Origin of the sequence: Dysgonomonas sp. UBA7710 (genome assembly GCF_002482385.1) — a bacterium.
Classification (GTDB): Bacteria; Bacteroidota; Bacteroidia; order Bacteroidales; family Dysgonomonadaceae; genus Dysgonomonas.
Genome location: NZ_DLFW01000014.1, coordinates 19,414 through 34,602, shown reverse-complemented (window position 1 = coordinate 34,602; position 15,189 = coordinate 19,414). Strand labels below are relative to the sequence as shown.

Below are 15,189 nucleotides of genomic sequence, written 5' to 3'. Positions count from 1 at the left end.
TCATTCTTATCACACTAAAAACAGCCCATACCGGTTGTATTAACAAAAAACAGCCTAAATTGGTTGTATTAACAAAAAACAGCTCAAAAAGGCTGTAAGTAAAATAAAAATAGTATCTTTGTATAAAAAAAGAGAGTAATGGGTTGGATAGGAGTAATTACAGGCGATATAGTAGACTCTACGGAAATACTGAGCTCCGGAAACAGGGACAGGCTACTGGATATATTACATAGCGCTATTTCTAATGTCAACACCTTAGCAATAGCTAATGCCAGGATAGAGATATACAGGGGTGATAGCTTCCAGATAATTACCGATAATGCCAAAGCTACCGTATGGACAGCTATAACATTAAGGGCTGCCCTGACAGCGAATTCGGGAGCCAATCTCCGCTGGGATGCGCGTATGGGATTAGGGATAGGAAAAGGTGAGTTTATTACAGACAGTGTAGTGGAATCGGATGGAGAAGCCTTCCGCTTGTCGGGGCAGGCATTTGATATGCTGGATAAGAACAGCCGTATGTGCATTATTACACCTGACGATGACTTCAATGATGAACTGAGTGTCAGCACAAACTTTGCTGATGATATCGTATCCGGCTGGACACAGGCACAGGCTTCGGTTGTATATCCCCTTATGATGGCGGAACATACGTCTCAAAAAGACCTTGCAGAAATAACAGGAAAAACGCAACAGACTATCAGCAAATTACTATTAAATGCGAAAGCCGGTAATATAATCAAATATGCAAACCGGTTCAGAAGGAAGGTATCGGATTTGGAAAAACAAAAATCTTAAGAAAGATGGAAATCAATATTTTACTCAGGTTACTTTGCACACATTTCCTCTGTGACTTCCTGTTTCAGCCCGGATCACTGGTAGACAGGAAAAAGAGTGATGATATACAGATAAGTCTGAAAGCAAATATAATGCACAGTCTTATACATGCTATCGCGGCGTACATTATAGCAGGGGCATGGTTAAGCTGGTATATTCCCGCAGGGATACTGGTCTCCCATTTTGCGATAGATTTCCTGTATAAGCGGAAAAAAGATGGACTGCAACCATTCCTGATAGACCAACTGTTACACATTATTGTTCTGATATTGCTTTGGCTTATCTGTGAAGGCCAGTTCGGGGCATTATGGGAATATATATCCGGCCTGTTTGCCGGCAATAAGATGTGGATTGTCCTGATAGCATATATCCTCATACTGCAACCCTCTTCGATACTTATCGGCATATTCACCGAAAAATGGAGCAGCCAATTGAATGTAACAGGAAATAACGGGCTACAGGATGCCGGAAAATGGATTGGCTACATCGAACGCTTTCTTATAATTACATTTATATTTACCGGAAATTTCGAAGCCATCGGATTCCTTCTGGCAGCCAAGTCGATATTCAGATATGGCGACCTGAAAGAGTTACAGGAAATAAAAATGACAGAATATGTAATGATAGGAACGCTTTCGAGTTTTTCTGTGGCTATTATTATCGGGGTGGTTTTTAAATATTACCTGCCTTAAAAAAAAGTATATTATATAAAACAAACAAGAGGCTGCCCTTCCCGGACAGCCTCTTTCAAATTCTACTGTTTAAAGCCTATACCTAAACAGTAAACGGGCATTTATATACCAAACAATCTGCTCATTCTTAATATCCCGGATTCTGTTCCAGTAAGTTGTTAGCCCCTATCAGGCTGTAATGTATCGGAAAACGGTTCAGATTTGGATTGTTAGTCGCTTTATGATCCCACCAGTCTTCTGTTACATAAGCATCCCAGCGTACCAAATCTGTACGACGGCGGCCTTCGCCCAAAAATTCGCGTAACCATTCGTCCAGCATACGGTATTTGTCAAGGTTGGAAGCCGTAACAGGGTCAGGGTCGTTTCCGTTTGCGAAATAGCGTTTGCGCACGGTATTAATCAATTGTGCCGCTTCTCCTGTTTGCCCTGCACGCATCTTGCATTCAGCCAATGTATAATAAATTTCAGCTAAACGGATAATTGGAACATCGGGGTCAAATTTACGGTTCTTTTCGCTCTGATTTGGACGAGGACTGCGTTTGGTAACACGTACGCAGGATGACTCCTCAGCCGTGGCAATAGTAGATGGCAGTGATGCCAACGTAGGATATTCGGCCGAACCTAATTTGGCAAAATACGATACCTGGTCTACGACTGTTATTATCTGCCCGTTATACTCACGGCTACCTGTACAAACCCAATCGGGATTGGTAGGATTAATCAGTTTACCTACGATAAACATCCCCCGGTACTTGCCATTGTTTTCATACACGTATGGTTGTTTGCGTATATCGCTGTCATGGAATTTGGAATAAGCACCACCCAGTTTGTAAGGATATTTATTGCCCAGAGGGTCGAGACTTGGAATCAGCCCGATACCATTATTCGAACCCGAACCTTCCAATCCTCCCAGATAATTCCTGTAATTGTATGGTACCATGCGATCCCAGTACATACCGTCAGTCTCCAATTTGGCATTCTGACTAGGTACCGACCATATGATCTCGGTACACGTTTCGTTGTCGAAACCGAAAATGTTTGTCCAGTCCGCATCCAGTTCATATTTGCCATATACACCATTGATAATATCCTGACATATCTGTCCGGCCTCTGCATACATTTCCGTACCGATATACGATTTGGCATTGAAGTAGAGGCGTGCCAGAAGAGCGGCTCCTGCAGCCCTGTTGATACTGCCGTTCTCAAGACCTCCGAGCTCCTCCTTCACAGGGAGGTTAGGGATGGCTTCTTTGAGCAGGTTTTCGATAAATTCGAAAGTTTCCTTATCGGTCGAACGGCCTTTTACCTCGCTTTGTGTCGTGGTATAGAGAGCTACTCCTCCGAAAAAGTCGAGCCCGTCAAGGTACAAGGATGCAACCAATGCTTTTTGCTGATTCAGCATCGATTCGCGCGTGCCCTGTGGAAACCCCAGAGCATCGAAGTCCACTTTTTCAAGATCTTCGAGTGCATCCCAGGCAAGAGCAACTCCCATCGCAAAATTAGTCCATCCTGTTTCGATGAAAATCATATCTTCTGTATATTCATGATGGTGGAATTTCTGATAATTGGCACCATCAAACCAGTCGCTGCCTCTGGTAGGCTGACAAAATTCGTCCGTACCAAGTTCCTGCAGCAACCAGCGGGGAGAATCCTGTCCTACATACCAACGCCAGTGAGTGAAAGGGCGGTTGAAACGTTCCCATACCGCTTCCTGCGAGGTATAGAAGGTTTCGGGTACTACCTGTGTATAGAAAGTCGGATCTACATCGCAAGACGTAGCAGTGAGCAGACAAAGGGCTCCCGACAATATGAATTTAGTTATCTTATTCTTTTTCATTCTTGCCTATGTATTTAGAAATTTAACTGAAGACCAAATGTATAAGTACGCGTCATCGGATAGAAACTACCATCCCAGAACTTCTCCGTACCCCCATCCCAATTGGTGATATTCACTTCGGGATTCATGCCGCTGTAACCTGTGATAGTGGCGACATTACCCACAGTCCCGTAAACACGTATGCGGTCAACAAATTTGGTGTATTTTTTCATTGGCAGAGTATATCCCAATGTAATGGCATCGATTTTCAGGAATGTACCGTCTTCGAGATAGTAGTCACAAATCTGCTTTTCTCCCTTGATGTGGGCAAACTTCCCGTAAGCATCTTTGAGCACGTTGGTATTGCCCCGTCCCTGAATACCGAAATACATATTTAAGGTGTTATATACATCGAAGTCTATCCAGCTGCGCAGGCTGATCCCCAGATCCAGATTTTTATATGTGAGTGTATTACGCCAGCCTACAATCAGTGTTGGCAGATAATTGCCCATATACTGCTTGTCATTTTCGGTCTTTTGGGCAGCCGGTATCACTTCTCCGTCTTTATTGTAAAGAAGGAAGTTCCCATCGTCATCGAACCCTGCAAATTTCCAGATGTAGAACGAACCTATTTTCGAACCTTCCTCTATACGTGCAGCATCGCCCGGGGTGCCCGGAGCAACAAAGCCATTGCCGTTGTAATAAGTATTGTTGCCCCACAAAGTGAGTATCTTACCCGAATTGTGGCTGAGATTCATATTGGTAGTCCAAGTAAAATCTTTTGTACGGATAATATCTCCGCCGAATTCAAATTCCCAGCCTTTACTTTCCATACTACCTATATTTTGCCATTGAGAACCCTGGGTATAAGGAGGCTGAGGAACTTTCACGTTATAAATAAGATTGTCTATCTTACGGCGATAATAGTCGAACTTACCATAAAAGCGATCACCGAATATCGAATAATCGACACCAATATTCCATTCTTTATTCTCTTCCCATCCCAGTTTGGAATTTACGTTCTGTGACTTACCAAACGAATATGCCCATGTCCCGTCAGGAAGCATCCAGTAAGCATCTGAACTTAACATATCGGCCATATAAGAGGAACTGAAATCGTTGTTACCCGTTACTCCATAGCCGAAACGTACTTTGAGGTCTTTGAGCCATGTAAGGTTTTTCATAAAACTTTCAGCGGAAATACGCCATCCTGCCGATACCGACCAAAAATCTGCCCAGCGATTGTCGGCGGCAAATTTTGAAGAGCCTTCGTGACGAAGAGATGCCTGCAGCAAGTATTTGTCCTGAAAAGAATAATTGGCACGCCCGAACACCGAAAACAAACGTTCTGTGATATTTTTACTTGAGGCCAGATTTGCTTTCCCATCGCTGCGGTACGAACCAACTCCGATATTCCAGAACTTGAGACCGTCCACATCGAAGTCGAAGTTTTCCATGCTGAAACCTTCACCATTGTTTTCGAAGTATGAATAGCCGGCTGTAGCATTTAACACATGTCCTCCGTTAAATTCTTTGATATAGTTTGCATACCCTTCGGATGTAATATTTTCGGTCTTGCTGAAATTGAGATATGCAGCCCCCCTGCGAGATTCTTCCAGTTCGGAGCGATGATAACGCGACCTGTAGAAGTGATACTCCCACTGGCGGTTTTCATAACCTATTGTCTGCGAATAAGACAGACCCGGAACAGGCTTTATATTCAATTTGAAGGTAACTTCCGGTTTGAACCATTTGTCCAGTCCTTCGTAAGTGCTCAATCTGGCATCGGCTACCACATTATAGTCCAGCGACTCGTTGAGCCATACATTATAGCCGGTTTCACTCTCCGGGTCGTAGGGCGAACGTGTAGGGTTGTTTCGCATGGCCTGCTGGAAGGCAGGAATGTTGTTGTTTCTCCATGCCTGACGGTAATCTACATTCGGGCGTACTTCGAGCCAGTCGTCAAACAGTTTGAAATTGGCATTGAAACGTCCTCCATAGTCTTCACGTTCGTCGCTCAAAGATATCCCCTGATTTTTTTCATAAAAGAACGATGTATAAACCTGTGCTTTTTCTGTTCCCATATCTATAGCTACATGGTGCTTGTGAGAGAAATTATCATCATTTATCATTTCATTCCACCAGTTTGTATCCGAACCGTAATCCGTACCTATACCATGTTCGGCGTACTCGCGTCCGGTAAGCATCTGAGGTGCTCCGTAAGCCTGTTTTTTAGTAAGTTCGTTGCTATAGGTCAGTTTTACCTTGCCGTTGGTATTCGAACCGCTTTTGGTTGTAATCAATATTACCCCCGAAGTGGCGCGTGTACCGTAGATGGCTCCGGCAGAGGCATCTTTAAGTACGTCTATCGATTTAATATCGTCTTGTGTAAGTGAACGTATATCCCCGCCCGGGAATCCGTCGATTACAATCAGGGGCGATTTACCGGCATTGATGGAAGTAAGCCCGCGCAGCTGGAATGTAGTACCGGCATTGGCGCTCCCTATATTATTCATAATAAGCCCGCTGATACGACCCTGTAATGAAGCGGATATATCGGAGCCGCCTACCCCTACCATCAGGTCTTTTCCCGATATGGAGGTAACGGCACTGGTAACCTGTTTTTTCTCCAGTGTACCATAACCAATTACCACAACTTCTTCGAGTGCCTGAGCATCTTCCAACAAGTTTACACTTATCGTTTGCTGATTGCCTACCGGAACTTCTTTAGGGATAAAACCTACAAATGATATTACCAGCACAGCATTGTCGGGTACATTATTTAAGATAACTTTTCCATCTGCATCTGCAATATTTCCGTTAGTAGTACCTTTTACCACTACATTGGCGCCGGTGAGAGGCCCATCCGCGTCTGTTACAGTTATAGTGACTGTCCGTCCCTTTTGTAAAGGGGAAGTTTCATGAGAGACAGCCTTTTTCTCAGTATTTCCATCGGCAGCGTGGACATTCGGTGTGCAAAAGAGGAATAATCCTAAAGTTGCAGCTGCCAAAGATGAAAACGACCTACATAAAGATCCTGAATTAAGGACATTAATTTGCTGATGTGTTTTCATTAATTTTTAATAAGATTCGTTAATAATAAAGCATTAAATCGTTAAAAATAATCTGAATACAGTATAAATCCGGGCATTTTCTGTACACAGAGGTTCTGATCCATGGTTTCATGTTTTCATATCTACCTCCTTCTATAAATCTGTTAAACATTAAGGCATAATGTGTTAAATCTGATTTTCAATAAAATAGCCTTTAACACAAACTATCATATATGATTGTTGTGATACAAACATAATCAATTTTCTTTAATGAACAATCATTAATGATAGAAATTCATGGATAAAGAAATTTTAGTTAAAAAAGTAGGTTTGAAGATTAGGGAGATAAGAGAGAGTAGAAATATGAGCATGATGGATTTAGCGGATAAGCTTGATATAGAATACAATAATCTCATAAGAATAGAGAAGGGGCGCACTAATCCTACCTTGGGCACTTTATATAAAATATGTCAGGCGTTAGAGGTAAAATTAATCGACATCGTAAATGTTGAATGATATATAAACTGAATGGGACGACTATGAAGAGCAAGAACTACAAATAAAAATTATTAATTTTTTTATAGTTGTTGTTAATACTTACAAATGTCTTTTTTTGAAAAAAGATCCTTCCGGTTGCCAAATCGATATATTCCGGTATGGTAAGTCAAAGATATTGCAGATATAAAGAGAATATAAGTATGCGCGTTCATTTCACATCCTCATGTCCCTTCTATTTTTTCTATCAATAAATTTTTGATTATTTTCCTTATTTTTTCCTCATTTATTTATGGAATCCGCTTAAAAATTCCCTCTATATAACATCAGACAAATATAAATTAATATATTTGTATTAAAGGGGGATGTGCGTCGGACGTTTTTGACAGCGCATTTATATGAATCTACAAAATACCGAAAAACATGGTGAAGTATGCTAAATATACCATATTCTCCTTGATAATCCTATCCACAACAACAGGGTTGGTATCGTTCGTATATGAAAATGCCGCAGTAAAGGAAACCCGCCGGTTCAATGCACACAAATTCAGGGAAACAGGATATAATGATGACGAACTCAGCCTGTTTTGCGACGTGGCGTTTATGTTTGAAAACTCCCGTATACGCAAGTGGGACAGGGATATAAAGGTAGAAATAAAAAATATCGGAGAACTTAGCCGGCAGTCGATAGACGAAGTAGATTCCGTTATCGCCATACTGGCACCGCTTATTGCCCCTGTAAAGATGGAGCGTGTGACCAGGGGTGGCAACCTGCATGTGTACAGGCGCGTACCCGAAGTAATATCAAACAAGCTGCCGCAATCTGTCTGTCTGAACGGAATGTCGAAAGTGAACCGCAAAACGTCTTACTCATGGAGTATCAATTTTGCAGTCATCTACGATGGTTGTCATGCCAGTTCGCAAACGCTGATGCATGAATTTCAACATGCACTGGGGCTTGACCATCCTATCAAACTATACCCTTATTATGTAACTATCGGCAGGTCGGTAATTCCGCAATTCTTTCGTTCACAGGACGAAATACGGCATATGATGAAAGAACCTTTCTATATTTCGAAAGAGGAAAAGACAGTCTTAAAAATGCTTTATTCGTCCGAAATAAGGTCGGGACTGCATGTGGAAACATTTGCCCAAAAGATGGGATTTACAGATGCAGAGCGTAAACTGATGATTCCGGATGTTAACAAGCGTCCTCGTATCATCATCTATCCTGAGGAAGAAAAGAAATAAGGTATAGTTTGGATTTAAAGAGTTCAGAATCTAAAGATTCAAAGATCGCAAAATCACCAAATTATGTCTATATATAATGCCGGTGTGGAATTTCCCTACCGGCATTATATATTTAACAAATAATACATTAGTGATTCGTGCCTTCAAATAAGTCGTGATTTTCCTTACCTTGGGAACTCTTCGCCTTGAAGTTATTGAATGTATAACTAAGACTTAATGTAATCAGCGGATAATTGGGTCTTATATGCGTCACCGATTTCAGGTTTGCTGTACTTATATTGCTTACATAGCGTGCCGAATTGAACACATCGCGAAAAGACAGGGTGGCATTCAGTTTCCTGTTGAGCAACTGCTGGCGTACTGCCATATTCACATACCAGAACGAATTGGTTTTCCCCTGTGTGGTCACAGACGGCCCCACAAAGTTACCATCGAGTTGTACCCGGGTGTTTTTACCGGCATCGTATGAATTGTTGAGGGTTATCTCATAATTGTTGCTGGTTTCGTCACCGTTTTCGGTCTTGTATTCATTCTCTATTTTGTAATGGTAATAGCTTCCGTTAATATTGACATTCCATTTGCGTGTGGCCTGCATCTGCGCGCTGATTTCAAGACCTGTCGAATAATCATGCCCTACATTTGCCATCGAATCCAGCGTCACCCCTGCCTGATACGGGACACGCAGGCGCTCTATCTTATCCTTGCGGCTGCGGTGGAATGCAGATGCAGAAAGCGCATGTTCGCCTATATTCTTCTTATAGTTCAGTTCGTAAGAATTGATGTATTCGTTGCGGATATCGGGATTGCCTATTTCGGCTGAATAGTAATCGCGGTATGTTATATACGGCTCCATAAAAAACAGTTCGGGACGCGTAATACGCCGCGAATAAGAAGCCAGTACCTTATCCCCTCCCGGCAGGTTGTAACCGAGGTGTGCCGACGGGAAAAATTCGAATTTGTCATATGTACGGTTTGCCCATTCCTTCGAACTGCGAAGCACACGGTGGGTATGCTCGCCGCGAAGCCCCAGCTGGAAATCGAAACTCCCGTAACTGTCGGCCACTATCGCATAGATGGAATGTATGCCGTATTTGAAATAGAACGTATTGTAAATATCATCGCGCCAATAAAATTCCTTTTTTTCCGGATTCCAGAACTGCATGCTGTAATCACCGTCTTCGAGATAGGAGAAATACTGGTAGCCGCCTTCTATACGTCCCGTTTCACGGTATGGAAATATATAATCGATATTTCCGCGCATTGTCCAGCGGTGTTCGTCTTCCCAAGCCCTGTGTCCCTGCTGACGTTCACCCTGATAATTGAACAGGTCGCTCTGGAAATATTCCATGGCATCGCCGCCGTATTTCAGGTAATAACTTCCTGTGAGGTCGTGCCCTTTATCATTAAACTTATGGGCAAAACCGACCGTCCCCTGATAATATGTTTCGTGCAGGTCATAGTCATCATGGCTGATATAGTCGCCACTACCCAAAGGCAAGCCGGCTTTAGTCTGTTCCTCCTTGTAATCGAGATCACCTTTGCGCGTACGGCCGCCATAGCCACCCTGCACATCCACATTGAATGTGGTTTTAGGTAATGTGTACATCCAGCCGACTTTTAGCGAATAGTCGAAATTGTTGCTTTCGCGTGGCCCGTCCGAATCGGATATGGTGGTCACATCGGATACAATGGTGGTTTTCTCCTGCCTGAATTTACTTTTGCGCAGTCTGTCGTTCCATCCGCCACCCAGATACCAGCGCGAAGCCTTATCCTGCTGTGTGAGCAGGAAATCTACGCCACGCGACAGCATAGTGCTTCCCGTAAGGTTTACCATGCCGTTCAGTCCCTGCTGAGAATGTTTTTTGGTGATGATATTGATAATGCCTACGTCGCCTCCTGTATCGTGACGGGCCGACGGGGTGGTGATTATCTCTATATTTTCGATATGCCCCGACGGTATTTGTTCCAGTGCCTGCGAACCGCTAAAGACACTCGGCTTACCGTCTACATAAACTGCAAAGCCACTGCTGCCCCTGAATGTTACTTCTCCTTCGGCATCGACACGGATTGAAGGTGTATTTTCAAGTATATCGCCTGCCGATCCACCGCTTGCCAGCAGATTATTGGATACATCTATTACCTTTTTATCCAGTTTATAGATTACCTGTCTTTTCTGTGCTACTATTTCTACTTCAGCCAAACCCTGTTCTAACGGTTTCATTTCTATGATACCCAAATTGAATACTGTTGTAGAAGGATTGAGCACTATACCGGAACGTGTGTACACATCAAAGCCCACAGCTCTTACCAGCAGTGAATATTCTCCGTCTTTGATATCGGAAAGGATGAACTCCCCGTCTGTTTCAGGCAGGGTATGCAATACGGGATTTATCTTCCCTTTTTCTATAAGGATTATATCGGCATAATCGATTGGTGTGCTCTTTCCGGCCTCTACCACTTTTCCCTTTATACGCGGGACGGAGGCGGACACGGTGAGGGTAAGGCACAGTAGAGTGTACAGGAAGAACAGGCTCTTCATTATCGTTAATCAGGTATTTAGTTAAATTGCATGCAAATATAACATGAATAATAATAGATTAACTATTTTATTTATGTACAAATGTTAAAGGACAGGGATATGTCAGAAATGTATAATGATTTGTCTGTAACAGAACACTCCTGTTGACTTGTTGTCCTGCAACAGAAGACGGCAATTATATCTTGTTCTCCGGGATATAAGCGCACATTTATATACAAATTAACAAATACCCCCGAAAGTTCACTATTCTCCCGGGGGTATTTTTGAGTCAGAGATTTAAGACCTGGATACTATAGCGGTTGCCTGCGCCATTCTTCATTATTTCTCATTGTATGGATAACTTACTTTTATTTTGATGAATGTTTAATTAGTTTCCCGACCACTTATCCACCTGTACAGCCTCTTCCTGCGCACGGATTATATCCGTTACGGCCACTTTAGGCTCTATACGAATGCCTTTGATGGCATTTATCAGGGCTTCGTTGTCGCCCGAAGAACCCGACTCTATGCGGATGTTCTTAATGGCATGTACCAACGCATCGTTGTCGGAAGAAAAATTAGGGGCTAAAAACGGCGCAGGCATCATCCCTCCCGCTGCGAATTCCCGTTGAAATGGCAGATCGAAACCCTGTGATGCTCTGGCGAAAAATCCGGTTACATCGGAGGGTGTCAATTCTTTGCGTTGGGAGTTTATATAGTGTACCAAACCGAGATTTTTATTTGTTGATTCTCTGTTTATAACATATTCGCCACCCTCTACTTCTATATTTGTACCTTCGATGCGCATGCCGCCTTGTGAATGGCGCTTGCCATTGAGCAGTCCGCCGTCCTGCATGTATTTTAGTTGCTCTGTCATTATTTTCACTTGTATTCCTCCCTGCAATCCAACCAATGCTGCTAATGCAACGTTCAGAGGCCAGGGATATGCCCCTAATGTTTTCGTTACCCCTCCGGCTACGTCACTGATTGCCTGTGCTATTTTTACCACATGTTCCGCTTTATCCTTTATCCTCTTGAGTTTAGCTATCTGTTCCTCTTTTTTTGCTTTTTTTTCTTCCGCTTTTGCTTTTTCTTCTGTCGCTTTTCTGTCTAATGCTGCTTTTTCAGCTTCTATACGCTGTTTTTCATCTAATACTTTCTGTTCGCTCTGAAAGATGATATCGTTGGCTTCTTTTATCTTTTTCGCCTTATCTGCCGATGCTTCTTCTTCCTGTTTCTTCAATTCGTTTAGTTGTTCTAATCTATCTTTGGCATCTTCGATTTCTTTTTGTTGCTCAGGAGACATTTCATCCCAGCCCGCAACTTCTTTATACCCACCGCTTTCGGTATCCTTCTCTAATCCGTAATCTTTTTCTAATTCCGATATCTTTCCTGAATATCTGCCGACATTGCTGTCGTTGACTCCTTTTTCAGCCGTCAGCCTGTCTACTTCCAGTTCTTTTTTCTTGTCTTTGGCTTCCTGTTCCAGTTCTTTTATTTGCTTATCTAGTTCGGCTTTCTTTCGGTTAGTACTTTCGGTTATATATTTTATTTCTTGTTCGTACAGGGCTTTTTGACTTGATTGTATATCATCTAGTGGCTTAATAACACTTTTGATATCCTCATTTAGTTTTTGGAAGGATGATTTCTTATCATCGGGAGCTTTATCATCCCATATAGTAGTTTTAGTTAACTCTTTTACAGAATCTGCTATTGTTTTACTTTTTTTAGCAACATCAGCCATTGCATTATCGCCCTGTTTATTCCATTTCTCAAGAAACGAAATATTAGATTCTTCAATTTTTACGTTTATTTCCACTACCTTTTTTTGCAGACTATCCAAAGCAGCTTTCTTTTCTTCCTGAGCTTTCTTAAATTCTTCGCTATCCTTATCGTAGTGCGCACTCATAGCATCGTATTGAATACCTGTCTGCAAAATGGCGGATTCAATTTCCGATTTATAGCCTTTCAAATCTCCAATAAAACTTTCATATGTTTTCAGATTGGCGTCTTTAATCCTCTTACCTTTCTCTATATACTTCACTTCTATATCGGTCAAAGACTTTTCAATAAGTTCTTTATTCTTGTTTGTCCGGTCTGCCAATAGTGTAGTTTGCATCTCGGAAGAGTTCGTTACCATTGTCAGATAACTTTCCATAACAACGGGCAGTTTCTTCACTGTAGCCTTTATAGAAGACAGAATACTTTCGTCTGATTTCCTGATACTTTTAACCAGTTCCTGCGCTGCTTCTCTGTTCTTGCCGATAGCCTGCTCGGTATGGGCGCTAAGCTCTGAGACAGTAGCTCCTATTTTGGCGACATGCAAAATAGCATCATCTGATATTTCGACAAATCCTGTCCTCAAGACTTCTGCGATAATATTTGCCGATATAGGAAGTTCTTTCATTTTTATCTCTACCTTATCCAAATTATCAGCCAGTTTCTCTACATTTTCTGTACCGTTTACTTTAATTACTAATTCTTTCGTTTTTTTCATAATGCTTTTTAGAGTATAGATAAAGTAATTGAAAAATGATAATAAAAATCAGGCTTTTTTATACTCAAATTATATATTACTTCACTTTCACCACTGACATATTATTACGATATCTTATTTCAGGCTTTTTATTTGTAATAATATGAGTTGGTATATCTTTAATACTTATCCCACAATATTCATAGTTATCAATGGAGAACGGCTTTGCTATCTTACTATTCTCATAAATAAAAAACGTCATTTCATTTTCATCAGCACTGGCAGTCTGTTCTATTTTCAGTGCAGAGAGGTCTAGGTCGCTGGCCTGAGCCTTGGTGACGAAGTCTACGTCTTTGATGATAAGCACTCCTAAAAATATTGCTATCACTGTCAGTACAATCTTAGTGTAAAGGTCTGTTTTCATAATGCGAAGTATTTATTTGTTAATATTATCTACAAATGTAGACGAATATTTTAGATAAAGGTTTAAAAATCACAAGGCGATTGCTAATTTCACCTCTCCATCATTTTTATCTCTACCTTATCCAAATTATCAGCCAGTTTTTCTACATTTTCTGTACCATTTACTTTAATTACTAATTCTTTCGTTTTTTTCATAATGCTTTTTAGAGTATAGATAAAGTTATTTGAAAATGATAACAAAAAAGCCTGAGAAATAACTCAGGCTTTTTATCAATGTTTTATATAACTATCACTCACTTTGATATTAATATAGGAATACCATTTAGATAATTGCCTCTATATCCAAAATACTTTTCAATACTATATTCATTATAACCATTTATAGACGTCCCTCCATACTGCATCAAATTCACATCTATCGGTTTACTAACACTCACAATATTTACATCTATTACTTCTTTTTGTACCGGTAAAGCCTGTATTTGATTGTTTTGGGAAGCGTAAGCCGATGATATTACATCGTTATTTTTAAAGAAATTAGCGACTAAAGCTATTGCTATCACTGTGAGTACAATCTTAGTGTAAAGGTCTGTTTTCATAATGCGAAGTATTTATTTGTTAATATTATCTACAAATGTAGACGAATATATTAGATAAAGGTTTAAAATCACAAGGTGATTTCCTTCGTTCTTCTTCGTTCTTTCGGATTTGCAATCCGAAAATTTCTACTGTCAGGATTTTTAATCCGTTAAAGAGCTTATCGGATTGTAAATCCTGATAATAAAAAACAGGGGATTACAAATCCCCTGCGACGGGAGCCTGAGAATATTCTCTCAGGCTTCCTTATGGGGCAAAGGAATGTAAATTATTCTGTTCTGCTTATACTCATATGAGTCTGTCTAAAACGAGGAACTTTTTTACTTGTTATAATATAAATGGGAACATCTTTATACCCTATTTCACATCTTTCATAGTTATCGACAGAAAAAGATCTTCGTATCTTACTATTCTCATAAATAAAAAACGTCATTTCCTTATCATCGTCACTTTCTGCCTTTTCTATTTTCAGGGCAGAGAGGTCTAAATCTACGGGCTTGGCTTGTGCTTTAGTTACAAAGTCTACATCTTTCAATAAATTTCCTACTAAAGCTATTGCTATCACTGTCAGTACAATCTTGGTGTAAAGGTCTGTTTTCATAATCCGAGGTATTTATTTGTTAATATTGTCTACTAAAGAAATCCGTTACCTGTATTACAAATATAGTAATTAATCATTATCAAACAGAGACTCATTGGGCTATAAAGACACCCTTTTTAATAAGAATAAAAATAAAGGCTTCAAAAAACAAAAAAGACTTGCAATACATCTATATTATTGCAAGTCTTCCCCGTTTTAAAATTTCGGAATGTGAAGTTTAAAAATTTGGCTAAAGCGATCATATAAGTGTTTAATTAATGAAAAGCACGCCGCATTAGCAGTGCATCATCCTAAAGAAATAAATCGCAAAACGGCTACCGTTTTCAAACCGTTTTTTTACCAAGTAAGTTTCTTTATGTAAAGAACGTTGTATGCATTACAAATATAATCAGAACTATGTAAAAAAACAGAATATATCGTGTTAAAACCA

The 15,189-nt window shown here is 40.7% G+C and carries 11 protein-coding genes; 4 read left to right on the top strand and 7 right to left on the bottom strand.

What is annotated here, in order from left to right; translation table 11 throughout:
- Positions 1 to 138: 138 nt before the first annotated feature.
- Together B3317_RS04840 and B3317_RS04835 are read left to right on the top strand one after the other, a co-directional pair.
- Positions 139 to 798 carry a helix-turn-helix transcriptional regulator gene (locus B3317_RS04840; RefSeq protein WP_291109174.1) on the top strand — a complete coding sequence of 220 codons (660 nt, stop codon included), beginning with the start codon at positions 139 to 141 and terminating at the stop codon, positions 796 to 798.
- A gap of 5 nt (positions 799 to 803) precedes the next feature.
- Entirely contained in the window at positions 804 to 1,529 is a 726-nt protein-coding gene (locus tag B3317_RS04835; protein ID WP_194222962.1) for a DUF3307 domain-containing protein, read from the top strand.
- Positions 1,530 to 1,656: 127 nt separating this feature from the next.
- On the opposite strand, the gene B3317_RS04830 is transcribed toward B3317_RS04835, so the two are convergent.
- Complete coding sequence (locus tag B3317_RS04830; RefSeq protein ID WP_291109171.1) at positions 1,657 to 3,366, bottom strand: RagB/SusD family nutrient uptake outer membrane protein; 1,710 nt, start codon at positions 3,364 to 3,366, stop codon at positions 1,657 to 1,659.
- Positions 3,367 to 3,380: 14 nt separating this feature from the next.
- On the bottom strand, positions 3,381 to 6,419 hold the full coding sequence (locus B3317_RS04825; RefSeq protein ID WP_291109168.1) for a SusC/RagA family TonB-linked outer membrane protein: 3,039 nt from the start codon (positions 6,417 to 6,419) through the stop codon (positions 3,381 to 3,383).
- A gap of 276 nt (positions 6,420 to 6,695) precedes the next feature.
- Here B3317_RS04825 and B3317_RS04820 point away from each other — a divergent pair, with 276 nt between their 5' ends.
- A complete protein-coding gene (locus tag B3317_RS04820) occupies positions 6,696 to 6,914 on the top strand; it encodes a helix-turn-helix domain-containing protein (protein ID WP_291109166.1) in 219 nt (72 codons plus the stop codon).
- Between the two features lie 402 nt (positions 6,915 to 7,316).
- Positions 7,317 to 8,144, top strand: a complete 828-nt coding sequence (locus B3317_RS04815; RefSeq protein ID WP_291109165.1) for a hypothetical protein — start codon at positions 7,317 to 7,319, stop codon at positions 8,142 to 8,144.
- A gap of 127 nt (positions 8,145 to 8,271) precedes the next feature.
- On the opposite strand, the gene B3317_RS04810 is transcribed toward B3317_RS04815, so the two are convergent.
- From B3317_RS04810 to B3317_RS04790, 5 genes are all read right to left on the bottom strand, one after another.
- Positions 8,272 to 10,683, bottom strand: coding sequence for an outer membrane beta-barrel family protein (locus B3317_RS04810; RefSeq protein ID WP_291109164.1), 2,412 nt, complete (start codon positions 10,681 to 10,683; stop codon positions 8,272 to 8,274).
- A 367-nt stretch (positions 10,684 to 11,050) separates the two neighbouring features.
- Entirely contained in the window at positions 11,051 to 13,159 is a 2,109-nt protein-coding gene (locus B3317_RS04805; protein WP_291109162.1) for a hypothetical protein, read from the bottom strand.
- 76 nt (positions 13,160 to 13,235) lie between these two features.
- Entirely contained in the window at positions 13,236 to 13,562 is a 327-nt protein-coding gene (locus tag B3317_RS04800) for a hypothetical protein (RefSeq protein WP_291109160.1), read from the bottom strand.
- 292 nt (positions 13,563 to 13,854) lie between these two features.
- Positions 13,855 to 14,160: a hypothetical protein gene (locus tag B3317_RS04795; RefSeq protein ID WP_291109159.1), complete on the bottom strand. Its 306-nt coding sequence runs from the start codon at positions 14,158 to 14,160 to the stop codon at positions 13,855 to 13,857.
- Positions 14,161 to 14,426: 266 nt separating this feature from the next.
- Entirely contained in the window at positions 14,427 to 14,759 is a 333-nt protein-coding gene (locus B3317_RS04790) for a hypothetical protein (RefSeq protein WP_291109157.1), read from the bottom strand.
- Between the last annotated feature and the right edge of the window lie 430 nt (positions 14,760 to 15,189).

Coding starts and splice junctions, on each gene's coding strand:
- B3317_RS04830 (WP_291109171.1), bottom strand. CDS start 3,366: ATGAAAAAGAATAAGATAACTAAATTCATATTGTCGGGAGCCCTTTGT.
- B3317_RS04840 (WP_291109174.1), top strand. CDS start 139: ATGGGTTGGATAGGAGTAATTACAGGCGATATAGTAGACTCTACGGAA.
- B3317_RS04790 (WP_291109157.1), bottom strand. CDS start 14,759: ATGAAAACAGACCTTTACACCAAGATTGTACTGACAGTGATAGCAATA.
- B3317_RS04800 (WP_291109160.1), bottom strand. CDS start 13,562: ATGAAAACAGACCTTTACACTAAGATTGTACTGACAGTGATAGCAATA.
- B3317_RS04820 (WP_291109166.1), top strand. CDS start 6,696: ATGGATAAAGAAATTTTAGTTAAAAAAGTAGGTTTGAAGATTAGGGAG.
- B3317_RS04805 (WP_291109162.1), bottom strand. CDS start 13,159: ATGAAAAAAACGAAAGAATTAGTAATTAAAGTAAACGGTACAGAAAAT.
- B3317_RS04815 (WP_291109165.1), top strand. CDS start 7,317: ATGGTGAAGTATGCTAAATATACCATATTCTCCTTGATAATCCTATCC.
- B3317_RS04810 (WP_291109164.1), bottom strand. CDS start 10,683: ATGAAGAGCCTGTTCTTCCTGTACACTCTACTGTGCCTTACCCTCACC.
- B3317_RS04835 (WP_194222962.1), top strand. CDS start 804: ATGGAAATCAATATTTTACTCAGGTTACTTTGCACACATTTCCTCTGT.
- B3317_RS04825 (WP_291109168.1), bottom strand. CDS start 6,419: ATGAAAACACATCAGCAAATTAATGTCCTTAATTCAGGATCTTTATGT.
- B3317_RS04795 (WP_291109159.1), bottom strand. CDS start 14,160: ATGAAAACAGACCTTTACACTAAGATTGTACTCACAGTGATAGCAATA.